General features: G+C 69.6%; 18 protein-coding genes and 1 tRNA gene. 11 read left to right on the forward strand and 8 right to left on the reverse strand.

The features are described 5' to 3' along the window. The first annotated feature begins 5 nt into the window (after positions 1 to 5). Genes WEF05_03635 through WEF05_03650 form a run of 4 tightly spaced genes read left to right on the forward strand, consistent with a single transcriptional unit; the run spans position 6 to position 4357 of the window. Positions 6 to 1208, forward strand: a complete 1203-nt coding sequence (locus tag WEF05_03635) for a zinc-binding dehydrogenase (GenBank protein ID MEX1100988.1) — start codon at positions 6 to 8, stop codon at positions 1206 to 1208. Between the two features lie 15 nt (positions 1209 to 1223). Next, complete coding sequence (locus tag WEF05_03640) at positions 1224 to 2810, forward strand: lactate racemase domain-containing protein (protein MEX1100989.1); 1587 nt, start codon at positions 1224 to 1226, stop codon at positions 2808 to 2810. A 13-nt stretch (positions 2811 to 2823) separates the two neighbouring features. Next, positions 2824 to 3729 carry a lysophospholipid acyltransferase family protein gene (locus tag WEF05_03645; GenBank protein ID MEX1100990.1) on the forward strand — a complete coding sequence of 302 codons (906 nt, stop codon included), beginning with the start codon at positions 2824 to 2826 and terminating at the stop codon, positions 3727 to 3729. Positions 3730 to 3742: 13 nt separating this feature from the next. Then, the gene (locus WEF05_03650; GenBank protein ID MEX1100991.1) at positions 3743 to 4357 is read left to right on the forward strand and encodes a TetR/AcrR family transcriptional regulator; all 615 of its coding nucleotides are present in this window, start codon (positions 3743 to 3745) and stop codon (positions 4355 to 4357) included. Here the strand turns inward: WEF05_03650 and WEF05_03655 are convergent. Beyond that, positions 4354 to 4638, reverse strand: coding sequence for a hypothetical protein (locus WEF05_03655; GenBank protein ID MEX1100992.1), 285 nt, complete (start codon positions 4636 to 4638; stop codon positions 4354 to 4356). The genes WEF05_03650 and WEF05_03655 overlap by 4 nt on opposite strands. A gap of 139 nt (positions 4639 to 4777) precedes the next feature. After that, positions 4778 to 5380 (reverse strand): 30S ribosomal protein S4, encoded by a 603-nt coding sequence (gene rpsD / locus WEF05_03660; protein MEX1100993.1) that lies wholly within the window; start codon positions 5378 to 5380, stop codon positions 4778 to 4780. Between the two features lie 126 nt (positions 5381 to 5506). Here rpsD and WEF05_03665 point away from each other — a divergent pair, with 126 nt between their 5' ends. After that, positions 5507 to 6433: an ADP-ribosylglycohydrolase family protein gene (locus WEF05_03665; GenBank protein ID MEX1100994.1), complete on the forward strand. Its 927-nt coding sequence runs from the start codon at positions 5507 to 5509 to the stop codon at positions 6431 to 6433. A gap of 98 nt (positions 6434 to 6531) precedes the next feature. Continuing rightward, entirely contained in the window at positions 6532 to 8991 is a 2460-nt protein-coding gene (locus WEF05_03670) for a glycogen debranching N-terminal domain-containing protein (protein MEX1100995.1), read from the forward strand. A 5-nt stretch (positions 8992 to 8996) separates the two neighbouring features. Here the strand turns inward: WEF05_03670 and WEF05_03675 are convergent, their stop codons facing one another. Beyond that, complete coding sequence (locus tag WEF05_03675) at positions 8997 to 10079, reverse strand: NlpC/P60 family protein (protein ID MEX1100996.1); 1083 nt, start codon at positions 10077 to 10079, stop codon at positions 8997 to 8999. A gap of 237 nt (positions 10080 to 10316) precedes the next feature. Then, positions 10317 to 10390, reverse strand: a tRNA-Pro gene (locus WEF05_03680). A 108-nt stretch (positions 10391 to 10498) separates the two neighbouring features. Here WEF05_03680 and WEF05_03685 point away from each other — a divergent pair. Then, positions 10499 to 11524, forward strand: coding sequence for a glycosyltransferase family 4 protein (locus WEF05_03685; protein MEX1100997.1), 1026 nt, complete (start codon positions 10499 to 10501; stop codon positions 11522 to 11524). Here the strand turns inward: WEF05_03685 and WEF05_03690 are convergent. Then, positions 11503 to 12447, reverse strand: coding sequence for a metallophosphoesterase (locus WEF05_03690; GenBank protein ID MEX1100998.1), 945 nt, complete (start codon positions 12445 to 12447; stop codon positions 11503 to 11505). The genes WEF05_03685 and WEF05_03690 overlap by 22 nt on opposite strands. Positions 12448 to 12463: 16 nt before the next feature. Here WEF05_03690 and WEF05_03695 point away from each other — a divergent pair, with 16 nt between their 5' ends. After that, the gene (locus tag WEF05_03695) at positions 12464 to 12919 is read left to right on the forward strand and encodes a GatB/YqeY domain-containing protein (protein MEX1100999.1); all 456 of its coding nucleotides are present in this window, start codon (positions 12464 to 12466) and stop codon (positions 12917 to 12919) included. Between the two features lie 9 nt (positions 12920 to 12928). On the opposite strand, the gene WEF05_03700 is transcribed toward WEF05_03695, so the two are convergent. After that, positions 12929 to 15448, reverse strand: a complete 2520-nt coding sequence (locus WEF05_03700) for a transglycosylase domain-containing protein (protein MEX1101000.1) — start codon at positions 15446 to 15448, stop codon at positions 12929 to 12931. A gap of 79 nt (positions 15449 to 15527) precedes the next feature. On the opposite strand from WEF05_03700, the gene WEF05_03705 reads away from it, so the two are divergent. The 3 genes from WEF05_03705 (at position 15528) to WEF05_03715 (ending at position 17800) form a co-directional block, all read left to right on the forward strand. Then, positions 15528 to 16901: an NfeD family protein gene (locus WEF05_03705; protein MEX1101001.1), complete on the forward strand. Its 1374-nt coding sequence runs from the start codon at positions 15528 to 15530 to the stop codon at positions 16899 to 16901. Positions 16902 to 17006: 105 nt separating this feature from the next. Then, positions 17007 to 17297, forward strand: a complete 291-nt coding sequence (locus WEF05_03710; GenBank protein ID MEX1101002.1) for a WhiB family transcriptional regulator — start codon at positions 17007 to 17009, stop codon at positions 17295 to 17297. 23 nt (positions 17298 to 17320) lie between these two features. Continuing rightward, the gene (locus WEF05_03715; protein ID MEX1101003.1) at positions 17321 to 17800 is read left to right on the forward strand and encodes a RidA family protein; all 480 of its coding nucleotides are present in this window, start codon (positions 17321 to 17323) and stop codon (positions 17798 to 17800) included. Here WEF05_03715 and selB read toward each other — a convergent pair. Together selB and selA are read right to left on the reverse strand one after the other, a co-directional pair. Beyond that, positions 17789 to 19654: a selenocysteine-specific translation elongation factor gene (gene selB / locus WEF05_03720; GenBank protein MEX1101004.1), complete on the reverse strand. Its 1866-nt coding sequence runs from the start codon at positions 19652 to 19654 to the stop codon at positions 17789 to 17791. The genes WEF05_03715 and selB overlap by 12 nt on opposite strands. 7 nt (positions 19655 to 19661) lie before the next feature. Further along, positions 19662 to 21053, reverse strand: a complete 1392-nt coding sequence (gene selA, locus WEF05_03725; GenBank protein MEX1101005.1) for an L-seryl-tRNA(Sec) selenium transferase — start codon at positions 21051 to 21053, stop codon at positions 19662 to 19664. Positions 21054 to 21078: the final 25 nt, after the last annotated feature.

The raw sequence follows: 21078 nt of genomic DNA on the forward strand, positions 1-21078 counted from the left end.
TAGCGATGGCCCTGCAGCTCGAGTTGTATCGCAGCGCCCCGCGCTACCTCACCGAGCGCGCGCTGTCCGGCCGGGTGCCCGGCGTCGTGACGAGCCCCGTCGCGCCCTTGCGGCTCGCGACCGCGAAGGATCCGCGGGTGCCCGGTCCCGGCTGGGTCGGGGTGAAACCGCTGCTGTCGGGGATCTGCGGTTCGGACCTCGCGACCGTGGCCGGCAAGTCCTCGTTCTACTTCTCCCCGCTCGTCTCGCTCCCGTTCGTCCTCGGACACGAGGTCGTCGGGGAGCTCGCCGACGACTGCGACGAGCTGGCCTCCGGCACCCGGGTCGTGATCGAACCGGTGCTCTCCTGCCTGGCGCGCGGCGAGGACCCGCCCTGCCGCAACTGCGCCGCGGGCAACCGTGGGCGCTGCGATCGCGTGACGGTCGGTCACGTCTCGGCCGGGCTGCAGACCGGCTACTGCAAGGACACCGGCGGGGGGTGGAGCCGTCAGTTCGTCGCGCACCGTTCCCAGCTGCACGTGGTTCCCGACGGCCTGGCCGACGATGCGGCGGTGCTGATCGAACCCCTCGCGTGCGCGATCCACACGGCGATGCGCGCCCGGGTCGAGCCGAACGACGAGGTGCTCGTCGTGGGCGCCGGGACGGTCGGCGCCCTCGTGACGCTCGCCCTGCGCAGCCTGACCTCCGCCGGCCGGATCACGGTGGTGGCGAAGCACCCCAAGCAGCGTGAGCTCGCCGAGCGGATGGGAGCGGACGAGGTGATCGAGCCGAAGCAGGCCACGAACGCCGTCCGCCGGTCGTCCCACACGATGAAGCTCTCACCGGAACGAGGACCGGACTTCCTGCTCGGGGGGGTCGACGTGGCGATCGAGTGCGCCGGCTCCCGCGGGGGCCTCGATACCGCCCTGCGGACCACCAGAGCGGGTGGCCGCGTCGTGCTCTCGGCGATCCCCGCGAGCGGTGCCGACCTCACGCCGGTGTGGTTCCGCGAGCTCGAGGTGGCCGGCGCCTACACCGGGGGGGTCGAGCGTGTGGACGGAGAGTCGCGCGGCACCTTCGAGCTCGCCGTCGAGCTCGCCCAGCGATCCCCGCTCGAGGGCATCGTCGGTGCCCGGTACCCGCTCCGGCGCTGGCGTGAGGCGATCGACCACGCCCTCGGAGCCGGCAAGCTCGGAACGTCGAAGGTCGTCTTCGACCCCAACGCCTAGGAGAGGGGAACAGCCGTGCCCAGACCAGGTTTCGTCTTGGAGGTGGACGAGCGCACACCGCCGCTGCTCGTCAACGAGGGCGAGGGATTCCGGCTACAGAAGTTCCCGCTGGGCTCACGCGTCGTGTACTCGCCCGATCCGCTCCCGGGGATCCGCGACGTGAACGGAGCGATCCGCCAGGCGCTGCTGCACCCGCACGACTCCGAACCGCTCCCCGACCTGCTGAAGCCGGGGATGAAGCTCACGATCGCCTTCGACGACATCTCGCTGCCGTTGCCGCAGATGGTGCAGCCCGACATCCGTCAGCGGATCATCGAGGCCGTGGTCGAGCTCGCCGCGCGCAAGGGCGTGACCGACCTGCAGCTGATCGTCGCGAATGCCCTGCACCGGAGGATGACCGCGGACGAGATCAAGCGCGCCGTGGGCGAGCGGGTGTTCCGCAGCTTCTGGCCGAACGACCTCTACAACTTCGACGCGGAGGACGCCGAGGCCCTGGAGTTCATCGGCACAACCGATCAGGGCGAGGAGGTCGAGATCTCCAAGCGGGCGGCCACGTCCGATCTGGTCGTCTACGTCAACATCAACCTCGTGGCGATGGACGGCGGTGACAAGTCGGTCCCCGTCGGTCTCGCCGGGTACCGGAGCCTGCGGCATCACCACAACGTGCACACGATGCTGCACTCGAACTCCTACATGGACCCGCGTCCGGAGCACTCGGCGATCCACGCATCGACCAAGCGGATGGGTGATGTGATCCGTGACGCCGGCATCAAGATCTTCAACATCGAGACCACGCTGAATTCCGAGACGTTCCCGAAGGAGCTCGACTTCCTGAACAAGCGCGAGTGGGAGTGGTCGCTGAAGGACCAAGCTCTGATGCTCGCGGCGCGCAAGGCGAACGAGCTGGCCCCGCCACGGATCCGCAGGGAGGTGTTCCGCCGGATCGAGGCGCCGTACAAGATCACGGGCGTGAACGCGGGGGCGACCGGTCCGGTCCACGAGCGGACGCTGGCCAAGCTCCACGAGCAGCAGCTCGTCGAGGTCCAGGGACAGAGCGACGTCGTCGTGTTCGGACTGCCCTACGTCTGTCCGTACAACGTGAACTCCATCATGAACCCGATCCTCGTTCACTGCCTCGGGCTCGGGTACCTGTTCAACATGTATCGCAACAAGCCGCTCGTTCGGCCGGGTGGCGCGGTGATCATGTTCCACCCGGTGCCGTGGGAGTTCCACCAGATCCACCACCCGAGCTACATCGACTTCTTCGAGGAGGTCCTGTCGGAGACGACCGACCCGGCAACGATCGAATCGAAGTTCGAGCAGCGGTACGCGGAGGATCCGTGGTACATCCATCTGTACCGGACGAGCCACGCGTACCACGGCGTTCACCCGTTCTACATGTGGTACTGGGGCGCACACGGTCGCGACTACGCGGGCGACGTGATCGTCGTCGGCGGCGACCCACGCACGTGTGGGCGGATGGGGTACCGCGTGGCGGGGAGCTTCCGCGACGCGCTCGAGATGGCCTCGGACACCGTCGGACGCTCGCCCTCGATCACCTACTTCCACGCCCCGCCGCTCGCGATCGCGGACGTGCGATGAGGGGGGATCGCTGATGCCGTCGTTCTCCGATGAGCTGCGCGACCTCGCGAAGGGGTTCCGCTGGGGTCGCCGTTCCCTGACCCCCGCCACCGCCGAGGAGCACACCCCCGAGAAACAGGACTGGACCTTTCCCACCGCCTGGGCGCGCACCGAGACCGGTGTCGACGTGCGCGAGGCGATCCTCGACTACTTGATGCGTCCGCTCGTGTGGTCCCAGACTTCACCCGAGGTCTACGGCACCGACAACCTCGACGGGCTCGAAGGACCTGTGCTCTTCGTGTCGAACCACTCGAGCCACCTCGATGCGACGCTGATCATGACGACGCTGCCCTCCCGCTGGAAACGGCGGACGGCCGTCGGCGCCGCGAAGGACTACTTCTTCGACGTGTGGTGGCGACAGGCCTTCACCGCGCTCGTGTACGGCGGGTTCCCGATCGACCGCACGGGAGGCGGGAAGGGAACGGCGACCGCGAGCGATCTGGTCGCCGATGGCTGGAGCATCGTCGTGTTCCCCGAGGGCGCGCGCAGTCCCGACGGGTGGATGCAGCGGTTCCGGCACGGGACGGCGCGGATGGCGATCGAGTTCGATGTGCCGATCGTGCCGATCGGGATCCGCGGCGCGTACCAGGCGATGCCGAAGGGGCGCTTCTGGCCCAAGCCCGGCCGCCCACCGATCACGGTTCGGTACGGCCGCCCGATCTTCCCCGAGGAGGGCCAGACCCACCAGGAGCTGTCCCGGCGGATGGTGCAGGCGGTGACGCTGCTCCACGACGAGGACCGGACCAGCTGGTGGGATGCCCTCCAGCGCGCGGAGCGGGGCGAGACCCCGAGCATGACGGGTCCGCAGGGGCCGAAGTGGCTGCGGAACTGGGAGAGCTCCCGACCGCTCCCCAAGCGGAAGGGAACGACATGGCGCTGACCGCGACGGCCGCATGAGCCGGACCGGTGGGGAGAAGCGCCGTCGCTCGCTCGTCGAGGAGGCGATCCGCTGTTTCGGCCGCGACGGCTACAAGGCCACCAGCCTCGACACGGTCGCGAAGGCGGTCGGGGTCCGCAAGCAGACGCTCCTGTACTACTTCCCCACGAAAGATGCGTTGCTCGAGGCGTGCCTGACGAACGCGGGCGCCACCGTCGGAGCGGCGATCACCGCCGCCCTCGAGGACCAGGACTCGGCCGAGTCGAAGGCGGAGGCCGTCGTCCACGCGGTCTTCGAGCTCGCCGACGAGTTCCCGGAGTTCCCGATGTTCGTGCGCGAGACCGGGCGGCTGGGCCCGGACGCGTTCGAGCGCTTCTCCGCCGTGCTCGATCCGCTGCGCGAGCGCGCCGTCATCTCGCTCCAAGCGGGGATGGACGAGGGCTCGATCCGCAAGCAGGATCCGGCGATGCTGCTGTTCACCCTCTACACCGCGGTGATCGGCTCCCTCACCGAGGCGAGCGTGCTGAACGCCGTGGTCGGTCCCGACAAGAGCCGAGCATCGCTGCGCCGCCGTGAGAAGGAGGTGATCTCGTTCGTCCGCGCCGCGCTGGCGCCTCCCCCCGAGGACTAGCTCTTCGGCGGGGCCCAGGCGGCGATCGCGGCTCCCACCAGGAATGCGGCGTCGCCGGCGAGCATCCCGGCCGTGAGCGGGAAGTACTCGTCGAGCGATGACTCGCCGCTCATCACGCGGTCCAGCACGGGGATCATGGCGACGAGCACGCCGATCCCGAACAGGACCGCGAGGAGCAACGCTGCCAGCCACCGCAGCCATCGCTGCGGATTGAGGGCGCAGAGGATCGCGAACGCGACGCCCACACCGATGACGCTCAGGATCGGAAGGTAGGTCGGCATGCCGGAAGGATGCCGGTCGTCCGGCCGCGAGGGAAGGGTGTCCGTTCGGTCAGGACGGAACCGCAACCGATCCACCGGACCAGCGGGACAGATGTGGCGGAGCTGTAGCGAGAAGGCGACCGAACCGCCGGGCGCGGATCTAGGAGTAGTACTCGATGATGAGGCGCTCTTCGACATCCACCGGGAGCGGGATCTCGCTGCGTTCGGGGACCCGGGAGAGCGTTCCCTGGACCTGGTCGGTGTTCCGGTAGAGGTAGTTCGGCGGCTGGGGCGTGATCTCGATCGCCTCACGCACCGAGACGAAGTTCTTCGCCTTGCCCGTGACCTCGATCGTGGCGTTCTCCTTCACCCGCGCGCTCGGGACGTTCACGCGCTTGCCGTCGAGCAGCACGTGCCCGTGCGAGACGAGCTGGCGTGCCTGGCGCATCGTGAGGGCGAACCCGAGGCGAAGGACGACCGCGTCCAGGCGCGTCTCGAGCTGGCGGATCAGTTCCTCCCCCGTGACGCCCTTGGAGCGGCTCGCCTTGTCGTAGTAGCGGCGCATCTGGGCCTCGTTCACTCCGTAGATCGCGCGGAGCTTCTGCTTCTCGAGCAGGCGGACCTGGTACTCGGAGAAGCGCTTTCGGCCCCGGCCGTGCTGACCGGGAGGGTAGGGACGCTTGTTGGACGGGCAGTTGGGTCGCCCGCACAAGGGCGCCCCGACGCGCCGACACATCCGATGAGCTGGTCCGGTCTTCTGCATGAGAGTGATGAGGGTACCAAGGGACGCACGAGGTCCCCGGCAACCCCGAGAGGATACCAACCCGCGGGCCGCGTGACCTGCGCAGACACCGCCCGCGGCGGCGTCGAGCGGCTAGCATCCGCCTCGATGAGTGACGCATGGAAGGACCGGGCGGTGGGCAGCGTTCTCGGGTTGGCACTCGGCGATGCTCTCGGGACTCCGTTCGAGTTCACCCGGGCCGATGCGATCCCGGATCCGGTCCCGGCGTTCGAGCGGCCGTGGATGGGGTTTCCGCCCGGAACGACTACCGACGACACGGCGATGGCGCGGAACCTGACGCGCTCGCTCGCCGAACGCGGCGGGCTCGACACGGCGGATGTCCTCTCGAGGCACGCGGGCTGGCTGCGGACCGAGCCTCCTGACGTCGGGACGCTTACCCGGCAGGTGCTCTCGCGCGTCCAGCCGGGCCTCCCGGAAGACGCGGCGGCGCGCGAGGTCTGGGAGCGGCGCGGCCCCGAGGTCTCGGCCGGGAACGGCTCGGTGATGTACTGCGGTCCGCTCGGCGTCGCCTACGCGCACCGCCCGAACCTGCTCCACGAGCTCGCCCCGGCGCTTTCGGCGATCACCCACTGGGACGAGCGATGCCGAACGGCGGTCACGGCGGTCACGCTCGCCGCCGCCGCGTTCGTCCGCGGCGACACCGTGCTCGAAGCGGTGCAAGGAGCTCTCGTCGCGGTCGAGGACCGGGAAGGAGCCGAAGAACTGGAGTTCCTCGTCGAGGCCGCCGGCACCCAGCGACGGATCGACGGACCGGACATGGGCTTCTGTCTGTTCACCGCCGGGGTCGCGCTGCAGGCAGCGCTGCGCGACGACGAGGACTTCGAGGCATCACTGCGCCGGGTCGTGGCGCTCGGCGGTGATACCGACACGAACGCGGCCGTCGCCGGCGCGTTGGTCGGGGCTCGTGTGGGGCGCGCGGGTCTGCCCGCCGCCTGGTTGGACCTGCTCGCCGATCGTGCGGAGATCGAATCCGAGGCGTCGGCGTTGCTTCCACTTGCGGCGATCGATCGCTAGCGCGTCCGTTCGACGGTTCTCCGGCGGTAGGAGAAGATGCGCACGCCTTCCCGAACGATGGAGGGCTGCCGACGACCGGGAGGACGGCGACCCGACGGATGGAACCGAACGAGATCTTCGAGCTCATCATCAAGGCCGACGAACGCTTGAAGTACGCCAAACCCGAACAGCTCTCGAACCGTCGCCGGCAGGCGCGCGAGCTCCTCGTCCAGGCCCGCGAGGAGGCTTCGGCGATCGGGAACGACGCACTCGTCGACCAGGCCGACACCCGGCTCGCAGACCTGGATGCCGCCCCCGACGGGCCGTCACCGATCGCCGGAGGATCGGACGAGCTCTCCGCCGTTCCCTACCTCGTGACCCCCTCGTCCGCGACCGGGCACGACCGTCCGATGCGTCACGAGCCTTCACCGGACGGGCCGCGTCCCACCCCTGCGGATCCGCTGCCGGGAGAGGCCGAGGCGGCGGGCGTTCCCAGCGCCAAGCGCGACAAGGCCCCGCCCGAGCTCGGCAACGACGCGATCGCGATCCTGGAGGGCCGGACGTTCATGTACTCCGACGAGCGCGGCGATGTGCCGGCGGGGTCGGTCGGAGGGCTGGTCCACAACGACACGCGCTTCCTCAGCACGTGGCTGTTCACCGTCAACGGCGTCGCGCCGACGGTGCTGCGGTCGCACACGGTCGACTACTACTCGGCGAGCTTCTTCCTCGCGAACCCGCAGTTGCCGGGGCTTCCGCAGAACACGCTCGCGATCCGCAGGCAGCGGTTCGTGGGCGACGGTGTCCGGGAGAGCATCACGGTGCACAGCTACGCGCACGAGCCGGTGCAGGTGGAGATCCGGCTCGCCGCGGGCGTGGACTTCGCGGACCTGTTCGAGATGAAGGCGGCGGTGCGCGATCGCTCCGCCGAGACCACCGTCGAGGTCGAGGAGCCGAACCGGAGCATCGTGTTCCGCTACGAGCACGACGGGTTCCGCGCCGAGACGCATCTTCACACCGAGTCGGTCTGCGAGTTCCAGGGAACGGATCTCGTGTGGCACGCCACGATCGCGCCGAACGATCATTGGCGAACGGAGCTGCGCGTGCGTGTCACGGCGGGCGGACAGGTGCTCGAGCCCTCGCACGGGAGGTTCGGCGAGGAGCGCGACCTGGCCGAGGACGATCCGCTCGTGATGTGGATGGATTCGGTCCCTCGGTTCTCCTCGGAGTCCCCCCTGCTGACCAACGTCTTCGCGAAGTCCGTCGAAGACCTGGCGGCGCTCCGCATCACGGGCACGTTCCGTGGCAAGGATTTCGTCCTTCCGGCGGCCGGTCTGCCCTGGTTCATGACGCTGTTCGGGCGCGACACCCTGTTGTCCTCCTATCAGTCGATCTGGGTCGGCCCGCAGCTCGCGCGCGGCGCGATCGGCGCGCTCGCGCTGCTGCAGGGGCGGGAGGTCGACGACTTCAAGGACGAGGAGCCCGGCAAGATCCTGCACGAGGGGCGCACGGGCGAGCTCACGGTCCTCGGGATGAAGCCACACAGCCCCTATTACGGCGCCGTGGATTCCACGCCTCTGTGGCTCGTGCTGTTGTCGGAGTACTGGCGCTGGACCGGCGACGACGACTTCGTACGCAGCCTGTGGGATCAGGTGACCGACGCGCTGGACTGGATCGCGCAGTACGGCGACCGCGACGGCGACGGTTTCCTCGAGTACGGCACGCGCTCGCTCCAGGGGCTCGGGAACCAGTGCTGGCGTGATTCGTGGAACGGCGTGCAGTTCGCGGACGGGTCGATCCCGTTCCTTCCGATCGCGATCGCCGAGGTGCAGGGGTACGTGTACGACGCGAAGCAGCGTGTCGCCGAGATGGCCGAGGTGCTCTACGGCTCGACCGATTTCGCCGCGAAGCTACGCGGCGAGGCGGAGACGCTGAAGGGGCGGTTCAACGACGCGTTCTGGGTCTCAGAACACGGCGGCTACTACGCGATCGGGCTCGACGGCGACAAGCGCAGGATCGACTCACGCACCTCGAACATGGGCCACCTCCTCTGGTCGGGGATCGTGACCGCGGAGCGCGCTCCCGTGGTCGCGCGGCAGCTGCTGTCCGACGAGCTGTTCTCGGGCTGGGGGATCCGCACGTTGTCGACGGCGGATGCCGGTTTCAATCCGATCGGCTACCACCTGGGAACGGTCTGGCCCCACGACAACTCGATCATCGTGGACGGGCTCGCCCGCTACGGGTTCCGGGACGAGGCGAACCGCGTCGCGATGGCCCTCCTCGAGGCCGCCGGATTCCTCGAGTACCGGTTACCGGAGGCGTTCTCGGGGTTCGGTCGCGACATCGGGCGGTTTCCCGTTCCGTATCCCACCGCCTGTAGTCCGCAGGCGTGGGCGACGGGGGCGCCGTTCCTGTTCATCCGCTCGATGCTGGGCCTGGGGGCCCGCGACGGAGCGCTCACGGTCGATCCGCACGTCCCCGACGAGATCGGGCGGGTGTTCGTACACGGGATGCACGCCTTCGGCACGCACTGGGACGTCGAGGCGATCGGCACGAACGGTCACGTTCGGCTGACCCGCTGAGGAGGCTAGCCGGGGCGTCCGGCGCCGACGTAGCTGCCCCAGTACACGGACTGGATCTTGACCTGTCCGCCGGGGCCCGGATGACTCGCGTCGATCATCGCGTTGCCGCCGATGTACATCGAGACGTGGGAGATCGGCGAGTAGAAGAAGAGCAGGTCGCCGGGCTGCACGCTGCCGCGGTCGACGCGCGGGGTCGCGGCGTACTGGGCCGAGGACGAGTGCGGGAGCGAGACGCCCCCGTGCGCCCACGACCACATCGTGAGGCCGGAGCAGTCGAACCCCGATGGACTCGCGCCTCCCCATACGTACTGGGTCCCGAGCACGCTCTTGGCGGCGGACACCGCCGCCGCCGCGCCCGTCCCGTTGATCGGGGGGTTCCCGCCGCCGTCTGAGGGGGGGGCCGGTGCTCCGCCTCCGTCCCCTCCGTCCCCGGCGAGGGCGGCTTCGGCTGCCGCCTGTGCGGCCTCGCGCGCGAGCTGCTGCTCGCGCTGGAGCTGCTGTTCGAGGTCGGAGATCATGTCGCGCTGGGCCTCGATCGCGCTGTTGATCTGGTTCTGCTTCTGCACGTTCGATTCCTGCAGCTCGCGTTGGCGTTCGATCATCCCGTCGAGCTCGTCTTGGGCCCACTGCGCTTGCTGGCTGGCGTTCTCCGCCTCGGCGGCGAGGTCGGCGTCCTGCTGCTGGAGCTGGTCGAGGAACTCGAGCCGGTCGGAGAAGTCCCCGAAGTCGCCGGCCTCGAAGAGGACCTCGAGCTCGGAACCCGCCTCCATGTACGCCCCGGTCACGCGGCCTTCGAGGAGTTCGATCGCCTCGCCGGCCTGGGCGGTCGCTCGGATCTCGTCGTCCCTGGCCTCGTCGAGCGCCCCCTCGATGCGGTCCAGCTCGACCCGAGCGGCGTTGTACTCCTCCACCAGGCGCGAGAGCTCCTGGTTAAGCTCGGCGTAGCGGGCCTTCGCGTCCTCGATCGCGTCCTCGGTGGGGACGGCAGAAGACGTCGCTGGAACCACGACGAGGACGGAGAGGACGAGGGCGGCGGCTGCGATCAGCCTGCCGATCCGTCCGCGGGCGTTGTTCTTTGTATGCGGCATAAGTAAGGAAAATGGCTGCCGTAGCAGCCACCGACGAGGCTACCCGCCGGTCCTGGGGGCGTCAAACGTTTCTGCTCAGAAGGCCTTCTGACCTGCGCAGATGGATGCACTCGGGCGCACCGAAGCGGGCGCTGAGCCTCTCCGGGCGGGATCACGCCTGGTCAGGCCCCTTGCGGTCATGCGTATCGGAAAGCGCAACGGGGGGCACCATGGGCGCCCCCCGTGCGAGGTTCCGGGTCGGGACGGCGGGATTTGAACCCGCGACCTCAGCGTCCCGAACGCTGCGCGCTACCAAGCTGCGCCACGTCCCGAAGGGTCCAGTCTAGCCGCTCGGTCGGAGGGCGCTGCGCCGTGGGTAGGCTTGCACTCCGCCCGCGGTGCCCGGTGCCCGCGTCGACCGTAAGCGAGGTGCTCGAACGATGCGGATCGCCCAGATCGCTCCTCCCTGGCTCGCCGTTCCCCCCAAGGGGTACGGGGGCATCGAATGGGTCGTTTCGCTGCTCGCGGACGGTCTCGTCGAGCACGGGCACGATGTGACGCTGTTCGCCCCCGGTGACTCCACGACGCTCGCTCGGCTCGAGTCGGTGTTCCCGGTCGCGCCGGGCCCGGAGGCGATCAACTCGATCTGGCACGACGCCGTGCACGCTGCCTTCGCCCTGCGCGATCCCTCTCGCTTCGACGTGCTGCATGTCCACCCGTGGTGGTCGACGCTGGTCGCGGCCGTCCAGACGCCCGTGCCGGTCATCCACACGCTGCACACCGCGTTCTTCGATCACGTCCGCAGGATCTATGAGCAGGTTGCCGACCGAGCCTGGTTCGTCGCGATCAGCGAGGCGCAACGCGCGCAGATGCCCGAGCTCCGCTCCGCCGGGGTCGTCTACAACGGCATCGATCTCGACATGTATCCGCTACGCGCCGAGAAGCAGGACTACCTGCTCTTCCTCGGCCGTACCGCGCCGGAGAAGGGGATGGCACGCGCGATCGAAGCGGCCAGGGCCGCGGGGATGCCGCTCGTCTGCGCTGTCAAGGTCGCCAGCGAGACCGAACGACAGGAGTGGAACGACGTGATCGCTCCACTGCTCGGTGACGACATCGAGGTGCTCGGTGAGGTGACCCACGAGGAGAAGGTCGACCTGTTGTCCGGAGCCCGCGCCGTGCTGTTCCCGATCGACTGGGAGGAGCCGTTCGGCCTCGTGATGACCGAGGCGATGGCCTGTGGCACGCCGGTGATCGCCACGCGACGCGGGTCGGTTCCGGAGGTGATCGCGGACGGCGAGACGGGATTCATCGTGAGCGTCGACGGCTACGCCGACGAAGCGGCCGATCGGCTCCGCCACATCGGTGAGATCGATCCCGTGGTGTGTCGCTCCCGTGTGAGCGAGCGGTTCTCCAAGCGCGCGATGATCGAGGGCTACGAGCGCGTCTACGAGCGCGTGACGGCCTGAGACCGTTCTCCGCTCGTCCTTCCCGCGGACGGTTGCAGGTCGAGATACGCGACCTCGGGACGACACAGGAACCGGAACGGAGCGAACCGGTTCGTGCCGATCCCCGGTGAGGTGTACAGGTAGCTGGGTCCGAAGCGGATCAGACCCGAGACCAGACGTGTCGGCATCACGGAGTTGGTGACGAGCGCGCCGACCAGGGGCAGCCGCACCTGGCCACCGTGGGTGTGGCCCGACAGGATCAGGTCGTAGCCGAGCGCGGCCAGCTCCGGGGCCGCGTCGGGCGAATGGACGATCGCGAGCCCGAATCGGTCGGCCGCTCGCCGGGGTGCCACGCGCAGGTCGTGCCAGGCGATGTGCGGATCGTCGAGGCCGACCACCTCGGCCGGGATGCCGGCGAGATCGGTGACGATGCGCTCGTTCCGCAGCGAGGTCCATCCGTCCGCCTCGAGCGCCGCGATCAGTTCCGGCGCCCGTCCGCGACGCGCGACGCGGAGCGTGCGCGTCTTGGAGAAGTACTTCAGCCAGTTGAGGGACACCCACCGCGGGGTTACGAAGTGGTCGTTCGATCCGAGCACGAAGTAGGAGGCCACCCTGCCGCGCACCGGGCGGAGCGCCCCGACGACCGCCTCGACGGCCTCCGGCTCGCCCACGAGGTCGCCGGTGACGACGGTGACATCCGGTTGCGGGAGACGCGCGAGGTAGGCCGTCATGCGGCGGTCGCCTCGCGCGAAGTGCAGGTCCGACAGATGCAGCACGGTGAGCGGCGCCGACGTCCCGGCCTTCGGGGTCCGCGCGGTACCGGTGGGTAGGATGTCGAGTCGGTAGCGCACGGTCCGGTACCAGCGCCTCTCGATCAGCACGCCGTAGGCGACGCACAGGGCGCCGGCGACGACGAGGGCGAGCAGGATCCACCAGACCACCATCCAGCAGGGAGTCTACGTGGCCACCTCGGAGCTCAAGACGCGACTCGACGCCGAGATCAAACAAGCACTGAAGGCGGGGGACAAGGTACGTCTCGGCGCGCTGCGGATGCTCTCGGCCGGCATCACGAACCGTGAGAAAGACGTCCTGCACGATCTCTCCGACGACGAGGTCCGCGAGGTCGCAGCCCGTGAGGTCAAGCGCCGGAGCGAATCGATCGAGGCCTTCTCGGCGGCCGGCCGCGAGGAGCTCGTCGCGAAGGAACGGAGCGAGCGCGAGGCCCTCGCCGACTACGCCCCCGAGCAGCTGACCGAACAGCAGCTCGACGCGATCATCGACGAGGCGATCGCCGCCACCAGCGCCACCTCGCTCAAGGAGATGGGCGCGGTCATGGGCGCCGTGATGGCCAAGGCGAAGGGCAAGGCGGACGGCAACGCGGTACAGGCGAAGGTCAAGGCGAAGCTCGGCGCCTGAGCCCGTTCGTCAGTCCCCGTCCCCGCCGCGCAGCTGGCCGACGGTGAGGAACACCTTGGTCTTCTTCTCGACCAGCTCGCCGGTGTCCGGATCCTGTCGTAGCACGATGTCGGCGCGTTCCTCCTGCCGCACCTTCACGTACTCGATCTTGACCTTGAAGCCCTGCCTGCGTAGGAGCGCCCGTGCCCGCTGGCCGTTCGCGCCCAGCAGGTACGGCACCTCCAGGAGCTTGTTCTCGCCCTTCGGTTTCTCGCCGGAGCTCACGTACAGGGTCACGAACGTGGAGGTCGGGCCCTCCGTGTCGCCCGCGGGCGACATGCTGACCACGGTGCCGATCTCGAGGGAGGAATCGACCGTCTCGGTCGTCACCGAGCGGAACCGTGCGTTGTCGAGGACCTCGAGCGCGGCGCCCTGCGCCATTCCGACGACGCTCGGGACCCTGGTGGGTCCGATGCTCGTCGATGTGTCCAGCGGCTCGACCGGCAAATCCCCGGTGATCTTCTCCATGTACTCCTGCCATAGCGGCGCCGCGATCGTGCCGCCGTAGACCGACTCCCCGCCGAAGTAGCCCACCATCGACTTCTGGTTGCCCGGGAACCCCACCCAGACCGCGGTCGCGAGCTGCTTGGTGTAGCCGACGAACCACACGTTGTTGTTCTCCTGCGAGGTCCCGGTCTTGCCCGCGACCGGCCGCGATCCGAGCGCCGCCGCGCTGCCGGTGCCTCCGTTGATGACCCCGACGAGCGCGTCGGTGATCGTGTTCGCGATCTCCTCGGGCATCACCCGCTCGCAGCTCGGCCGGTTGCGGAAGAACGCGTCCTCGCCGCGCGAGACCGATGTCACCGCGTACGGCGCGCAGTGCACGCCCTCGTTGGCCCACGTCGCGTAGGCCGACGCCATCTCGAGCGGTGATGTCGATCCTGCGCCGAGCGTGACCGACTCCACTGCCGGGAGGTCCGACTCCACACCGACGTCACGCGCGGCGTCCACGATCGCCTCGGGCGTCACGTCCTCGGCGAGCTGGGCGAAGATCACGTTCGTCGACGCGGCCGTGGCCGCCTTGAGCGAGAGCGTTCCCTGGCTGCCACCCTCCGCGTTCTGTACGCAGCCGCACGCGTTGGACGTGGCCCACGCCTTCAGCTTCATCGGCGAACTGCCCGAGTAGGTCTTCGTCGGCGGGATGTTCTGGCGGAACGCGGCCATCAGCGTGAATGGCTTGAACGACGAGCCGGTCGGGTGGCCCGTCGTCACCAGGTCGACCTGATCGCGTTCGTAGTCCTTGCCCGAGAGCAACGTCCGAACGGCGCCCGTCTCGGTGTCGACGGTCGCGATCGCGGTGTCCGGGAAGCTGCGCGACGGGCTCATGTGGCGCTGTGCGGCCTGTTGGGCGATCCGCTCCCACTTCGGATCGAAGGTCGTCACGACGTCGAGGCCACCCTGGAACAGGGTGCGCTTGCGCTGGTCCGCGGTCTCCCCGAACACGTCGTAGTGGTCGTTGCCCTCGTCGAGGATCTCGCGGATCAGGTAGGTGACGAAGAACGGCTCCTTGTCGTCCTCGGCCTCGCCGGCGCCGCGTGCCACGGTGACCGCCTTCTTACGCGCCGCGGCGACCTCTTTCTGGGTGGTCATGCCCTCGGCGAGCATCGTCTGCAGGACGACGTTGCGGCGCCTGCGGGCCGCCTTCGGGTGGTCGAGCGGATCGTAGTCCTCCGGGCGCGCGATCATGCCCGCGAGCGTTGCCGCCTGACCGAGGGAGAGCTTCTTCGGCGGTCGGTCGAAGTAGAACTCCGACGCCGTGCCTATCCCGTACACGCCGTTCCCGAGGAACACCTCGTTCATGTAGAGCTCGAGGATCTCCTTCTTCGTGTACTTCTCCTCCATCCGTAGGGCGAGTCCGGCCTCCTGCAGCTTCCGCGCGTACGTGTCGTCGGCAGCCCCGGCGCGCGGTGACTGATTCTTGGTGATCAGGGTCGTCTTCACGAGCTGTTGGGTGATCGTCGAGCCGCCCTGGACGATCCGGCCCGAGAACATGTTCGCGATCAACGCACGGAACACCGACTCCGCATCGACGCCGCGGTGCTCGTAGAAGTCGCGGTCCTCGATCGCGAGCACCGCGTTCTGCACCTTCTTCGGGATCTCCTCGAGCGGGACGATCTCGCGGTTGAACGTCAGGTACACGGTGGCGAGCTCGGTCGTCCCGTCGCTCGCGTAGATCGTCGAGCGCTGTGGGGGCGCGGGCAGCCTGCGGAACGTCGACCCCTCGATCCGCAGGCGCTCGTTGATCCCCTTCACCGTCGCGTCCGCGCCGATGATCGCGGGAGCGACCATCAGCGCGATGACCCCCGCACACAGCAGGATCGTGAGGACGAACAGGAACGGCATCACGATGTAGAAGAGCGGGCGAGGGCGGTCCGGATCGCGGGGCCCGGAAGGGGACCGGCCACCCGGCTTCGGCCGCCAGAGGTCGTCGGACGGCGCGCCCGGCGACGCCGGACGACGGGAGAGCCGGGGTTCCGTCCGCTTCGCCATCGGGGTTGACTCGAAGGATAGACCTCGCAAGGGCTTCTGACGCGGGTGGCACATCGCGCCCGCTCGCTACGATGGGCGCATGCGCCGCCGCTCGCTCTTCCTGTTGGTGTTCGCCTTCCTGTGCGCGTTGGGTTCGCCGGCCGCCGGTCAGAACGACGCTCCCGATCCCGGTGAAGTTCCCACGGTCGAGGTCGTGAAGGTGAACGGCGCTCTCGACCGGGTGCTCACCGACTTCCTCCTCGGTGAGCTCGCCGACGCCGAGGCGTCCGGGAGCACCCTGGTGCTCCAGCTCGACTCCTCGGGCACCCTCGACGTCGACGCCTTGGCGCTGGCCCAGCGGATCCACGAGGCCGAGGTGCCGGTCGTCGTCTGGAACGGCGACGTTCCCTCGAGCGTGCGCGGCGGCGCCCTGCTGCTGATGGCCGCCTCGAGCGTCGCGGCCATCTCGCCGGGCTCGGCGACCGGCCCGCTCGAGCCGGTCGACCTCGCCCGTCCCGAACGCGTCGTGGAGGACGCCGACGGGATCGTCTCTGGCTGGTACGCCGACTTCGACAAGGGCCAGGCCCCCGCACTGTCCGCGCTGACCGGGGCGGTCCCGGGACAGGACGCCCTCGACCTGAACCTCGCGCAGGAGGCCGCGCCGTCGATCCCGGCGCTGCTCGAGGTGATCGATGGGCTCGAGGTCGGCACCGCCGCCGGCCCGGTCACGCTCGAGACGGCACTCGCGCAGGAAGAGGGCGTGGACGAGCCGGTCCTGTGGACGTTCCGCGACCTCGGACCGTTCGGACGGGTGTTGCACGCGATGATCTCGCCCTCGGCGATCTACCTGCTGCTGTGTCTCGGTCTCGCGGGCGTGGCTTTCGAGGTCACGCAGCCGGGATTCGGCTTCGCGGGGTTCGCGGGACTCGGTTCCCTCGCGCTCGCGATCTACGGACTGTTCCTCGTTCCCTTCAACCCGCTCGGCCTGGTCGTGCTCCTCGCGGGCGTGGGTCTGCTGGTGCTCGACGTGCAGCTTCGATCCCTCGGGTGGCGGACGTGGTCCGGGCTCGCGGTCTTCGTCCTCGGGTCGCTGCTGGTGTTCGGCGGCGTGTCCGACCTGATCGATCTCTCGCCCTGGTTGATCGGATCGATGACGGTCGCGTCCGTCCTCTACTACGGGTTCGCGCTCACGGTCGCGATCCAATCCCGGGATCGCATCTCGACCCAGCAGCGGGGGCTGATCGGTCTCGTCGGCGAGGCGCGCAACGATCTCAACCCGGTCGGGGGGGTCTACGTGAAGGGCACGATGTGGCGCGGAAAGGCGATCGAAGGCGAGATCCCGCAGGGAACGCGCGTCCGTGTTCGCCGGGTAGACGGGTTGGTCCTCGCGGTGGAGCCGGTCGCCGACGATGCCTCCGACCTCGAGGCCGACGTGACCGGCCCGGACGGGCAGCCGTCACCGGCGGGCGCATAGCCCAAGGTCGGTGGGCGGTCGCGGTCCGACGAATCCGGGCGCCCCGGTTTCCGCGAACAAGTGCATGAAGGGGCGTTTCCGCGCGCCCGAGGAGGTCCGAACCGCATGGCCGGGCAGGTTCACGCCGCGTGGGACGACAGGTGGCGCCAGCTCGCTGCCTGCAAGGGGGAGGATGCCACCTGGTTCTTCGCCCCCAGCTACTTCGAGCGCCGCGGTCAGAAGGATGAACGAGAGCGCAAGGCGAAGGCCCTCTGCGGGCGGTGTCCGGTCCGCGAGGAGTGCCTCGAGTACGCGCTCCGAACCCGCGAGGGACACGGCGTCTGGGGTGGGCTGAACGAGATGGAGCGCCGTGCGGTGCTCCGCCAGCGCGACCTGCGGGAGCTGCAGGCCGGCTGACGGGCCCCGGCTATGCTCCGGGGATGTCGATCGACGAACGTCTCGCCGAGCTCGGGATCGAGCTTCCCGATCCGCCCGGGGCGGTCGGGTCCTACGTCCCGGTCGCGCGCGACGGGGACCTGGCGTCGGTCTCCGGACAGGTCCCGCTGATCGATGGGGCGATCCTGCACCCGGGCCGTGTCGGCGCCGACGTCCCGGTCGAGAGGGCGCAGGAAGCCGCGCGCCGATGCGTGCTGCAAACCCTCTCCGCGTTGCGCGCCGAGCTCGGTTCCCTCGAGAGGATCCGTCGGGTGCTCCAGGTCTCGGTGTTCGTGGTGTCCGCACCGGGCTTCACGGGCCAGTCCGTCGTCGCGAACGCCGCGAGCGATCTGCTCGCCGAGGTGCTCGGCGCGGCCGGTACCCACTCACGGGCGGCGATCGGGGTGGCCGAGCTTCCGCTCGGAGCTCCCGTCGAGGTCACGCTCGTGGCACGTGTGGACGAGGACGAGGGCTCACCCGGCTGATCGATCTCCGGAGCGTGGGAACCGCAGGTCCCCGTCGCGGCGCGTGACTCCGGTCCGGTCGAGGAACTCCAGAAGGGGAACGGCGTACTTGCGTGAGGTGCCGAGCCGTTCTCGGAATCCACTCACGGTGATCCCCTCGGGGGTTGCCCGAACCGCGCGTGTCGCTTCGTCCACGAACGAGGGAACAAAGACGAGGTCCGGGGCAACCTGGACGACCGCCCCCGATGCCGCCGCGGCGTCGATCAACTCGGGAGGGGTCCCCGAGGCGACGAGCTGCTTGACGGTGGGCGGTTGCTCGGGGTGCCTCCCCACCGCGGCGATCAGCTCCGTGAGCCGCGGGTCGGTCTCGTCGAGCGCGACGGTGTGCGCCGAGAGCCGTACGGCGGTGGCCGACCGCACGATCGTGCCGTCCTCGGCGAGCTCGTCGAGCATCGTGTCAGCGAGATCGCGGTCCCTCGGACCGCCGTGGCGCGCGAGCGAAGCCGTCGTCGTCGCACGAACCGCGGAGAGTTCGTCCCCCCCACGCAGGGGGTTCGCGCGGTGGAACGCCTCCAGTTGCGCCGTCACGTCCCGGTGCACCTCGGCTCGCAGATCGTCGTCGATCAGCCAGGGACCTCCGATGCCGGGTACCCCGGTCAGCAGCTCTGCGTCGTCGGCTCGGATCGCGCCGCGCTCGCGCAGCAACAGCTCCGGGAGGCCGGCCGCCCGGGCGCGGTCTCGACGTTCGAGCCGTGCCACGGTGTCGGCCGCCGATGCGCGCGTCGGACGCAGATCGAGGACCCGGCCTCCGGCGACGGTCTCGCGACGACCCGCCTCGCGCAGCACGAGCAGATCGAAGGGGGCGAACGCATGCGGCCGCGCAAGGTGCAGGCGTGCGAACGCGGTTCCATCGGGATCGAGCCGCGTGGAACCGAGCAGTCGGAGCCGCGCGTCGATCTCCGCCGCGCCGGCGTAGACCTTGTAGGCCCCCCGCGCGGTGATCGGGTGCGACAGGGAGCGCACGGGGGTCAGCCGGACGTCGACGACGGCGGTGCCGGCGAACGCTCCGGGCCGCGTGAGCACCGCTCCTCGCTCGACGTCGTCGCGATCGACCCCCGCGAGGTTCACCGCCACGCGCGAGACCGGGACGGCCTGCTCGATCTGCCGTTCGTGGCTCTGCAAGCCACGGATCCGGGCACGGCGACCGTCCGGGAGCAGCTCCACCTCCTCGCCGACGGTGAGTGCGCCGCCGGTGAGGGTTCCCGTGACGACCGTTCCCGCCCCCCTGATCGTGAACACGCGATCGACGTGCAGGCGCGCCCGATCCACGTCCTCGATCGCCGCGCCGTCCGCTGGGATGCGGCCGACGAGCTCGTCCAGCGCTGCGCGGAGATCATCGAGTCCCGCGCCGGTCGCGGCCGAGCACGCCACGATGGGAGCATCGGCGAGCACGGTGCCGCGCGTTCGCTCGCGAACCTCGTCGCGTGCGATCGCGAGCGTCTCTTCGTCGACGAGGTCGGCCTTCGTGAGCGCGACGACGCCGCGCGCTCCGAGCAGGTCGAGGATCTCGAGGTGTTCCTCGGACTGTGGCTTCCATCCCTCGTCCGCGGCGACGACGAACAGCACGTCACGCACCGGGCCGACCCCGGCGAGCATGTTCCGGATGAAGCGCTCGTGACCGGGAACGTCGACGAACCCGATCTCGCGACCAGACGGCAGCGCGCACCAGGCGAATCCAAGGTCGATCGTGAGACCGCGGCGCTTCTCCTCTTCCCAGCGGTCGGGGTCGATCCCGGTGAGCCGGACGATCAGGGAGGACTTGCCGTGGTCGACGTGTCCCGCCGTGGCGACGACGCGCAGCGCGGCCTCGGCCACCGGCCGGTCAGGGCTCCTCGTCGTCGGGGAACTCATCGAGCTCCAGTGCGTAGAGCACCGCGCGCGCGATGTCGTGGAGCTGCTCGTCGAACACGGTCCGGCAGTCGAGCAGCACGTGCTGCTCCTCGATCCTGCAGAACACCGATGGACGCGCTGTCCGGAGCCGTGCGGCGAGGCTCGGAGGGTTCGGATGGCGCACCGCGACCCCCCACGAGGGGAGTGCCTGTCCCGGGACCGAGCCGCCGCCGACCGCGGCCTCGGTCTTCTGTACGTGCGCTCCCTCGAGCTCGCCATCGAGGGACTCTGCGAGCCGGCGTGCTCGATCGTGCACCACGTCGGCGCTCTCGCGGAGCATGCGCCACACGGGCAGCTCGTCGTGACGACCCCGCGCGTGCAGCAGCAGCACCGACTCGAGGGCTGCGACCTGCATCTTGTCGACGCGGACGGCCCGCGCGATCGGGTGTCGGCGGAGCTTGTCCACGAGGTCGGCGCGGCCCAGGACGATCCCCGCCTGGGGCCCACCCAAGAGCTTGTCGCCCGAGAAGGTCACCAGGTCGGCGCCCGCGGCGAGCGATCCGGCGGCGCTCGGTTCCTCCTTCGGGACGCCGGGAAGTCGATCGAGCAGGCCCGAGCCGAGATCGTGGACGAACGGCACGCCGGCCTTGGCGGCGATCGTCGCGAGATCGGACGTCGCGGGGGACGCGGTGAACCCCACGACGCGGTAGTTGCTCGGATGCACCTTGAGCACGAGCCCAGTCGACGCGTCGATCGCGGCGCGGTAATCGGCTGCGCGCGTGCGGTTCGTGGTCCCGACCTCGACGAGCTTCGCACCCGACGCCTTCATGATGTCGGGGATCCGGAACTCCCCGCCGATCTCGATCAGCTCGCCGCGGGAGACGAGCACCCCCTTGCGTCGCGCGAGCGCCGCGAGGGTCAGCAGCAGCGCCGCCGCGCAGTTGTTCACGACGAGAGCGTCTTCCGCACCGGTGATCGCGGTGAGGATCCGCTCGGCTCGCGTGCTGCGCTTCCCCCGGCGTCCCGTCTCGCGATCGATCTCCAGATCGCCGTACCCGGAAGCGAGCATCGCGTGCGAGATCGCGTCCTCCGGCAGGGGCGCGCGTCCGAGCCCGGTGTGGAGGACGACGCCCGTGGCGTTGATCACCGGGAGCAGCCCCGTCGCCACGATCGAGGCCACGTGGGCGGCGCGTCCGAGCAGGACGTCCTCGCCGGGCGGGTCGACGCCGTCGGCGGCGGCAGAACGCGCCTCGGCGAGCACCTGCGCGAGCGCGGCTTTCAACAGCGGACGCCCCAACTCATCAGCCGCCCGCCGTCCCGGTTCGGAGCGCAGGAGTGCGTCGACCGATGGAAGCCTGCGTCGGAGTCCGGCGTCGGTGCTCATCGTGGTCGGAGCCTACCCCGCCGCT

This window comes from Actinomycetota bacterium (assembly GCA_040881665.1).
GTDB lineage: Bacteria > Actinomycetota > UBA4738 > UBA4738 > HRBIN12 > JBBDWR01.

What these genes read in the sequence shown, in the direction of transcription:
- WEF05_03690 (MEX1100998.1), bottom strand. Translation starts at nt 12,447, where the DNA reads ATGGTGGTCTGGTGGATCCTGCTCGCCCTCGTCGTCGCCGGCGCCCTG.
- WEF05_03710 (MEX1101002.1), top strand. Translation starts at nt 17,007, where the DNA reads ATGGCCGGGCAGGTTCACGCCGCGTGGGACGACAGGTGGCGCCAGCTC.
- WEF05_03705 (MEX1101001.1), top strand. Translation starts at nt 15,528, where the DNA reads ATGCGCCGCCGCTCGCTCTTCCTGTTGGTGTTCGCCTTCCTGTGCGCG.
- WEF05_03700 (MEX1101000.1), bottom strand. Translation starts at nt 15,448, where the DNA reads ATGGCGAAGCGGACGGAACCCCGGCTCTCCCGTCGTCCGGCGTCGCCG.
- WEF05_03685 (MEX1100997.1), top strand. Translation starts at nt 10,499, where the DNA reads ATGCGGATCGCCCAGATCGCTCCTCCCTGGCTCGCCGTTCCCCCCAAG.
- selA (MEX1101005.1), bottom strand. Translation starts at nt 21,053, where the DNA reads ATGAGCACCGACGCCGGACTCCGACGCAGGCTTCCATCGGTCGACGCA.
- WEF05_03645 (MEX1100990.1), top strand. Translation starts at nt 2,824, where the DNA reads ATGCCGTCGTTCTCCGATGAGCTGCGCGACCTCGCGAAGGGGTTCCGC.
- WEF05_03650 (MEX1100991.1), top strand. Translation starts at nt 3,743, where the DNA reads ATGAGCCGGACCGGTGGGGAGAAGCGCCGTCGCTCGCTCGTCGAGGAG.
- WEF05_03715 (MEX1101003.1), top strand. Translation starts at nt 17,321, where the DNA reads ATGTCGATCGACGAACGTCTCGCCGAGCTCGGGATCGAGCTTCCCGAT.
- rpsD (MEX1100993.1), bottom strand. Translation starts at nt 5,380, where the DNA reads ATGCAGAAGACCGGACCAGCTCATCGGATGTGTCGGCGCGTCGGGGCG.
- WEF05_03665 (MEX1100994.1), top strand. Translation starts at nt 5,507, where the DNA reads ATGAGTGACGCATGGAAGGACCGGGCGGTGGGCAGCGTTCTCGGGTTG.
- WEF05_03655 (MEX1100992.1), bottom strand. Translation starts at nt 4,638, where the DNA reads ATGCCGACCTACCTTCCGATCCTGAGCGTCATCGGTGTGGGCGTCGCG.
- WEF05_03670 (MEX1100995.1), top strand. Translation starts at nt 6,532, where the DNA reads ATGGAACCGAACGAGATCTTCGAGCTCATCATCAAGGCCGACGAACGC.
- WEF05_03635 (MEX1100988.1), top strand. Translation starts at nt 6, where the DNA reads ATGGCCCTGCAGCTCGAGTTGTATCGCAGCGCCCCGCGCTACCTCACC.
- WEF05_03675 (MEX1100996.1), bottom strand. Translation starts at nt 10,079, where the DNA reads ATGCCGCATACAAAGAACAACGCCCGCGGACGGATCGGCAGGCTGATC.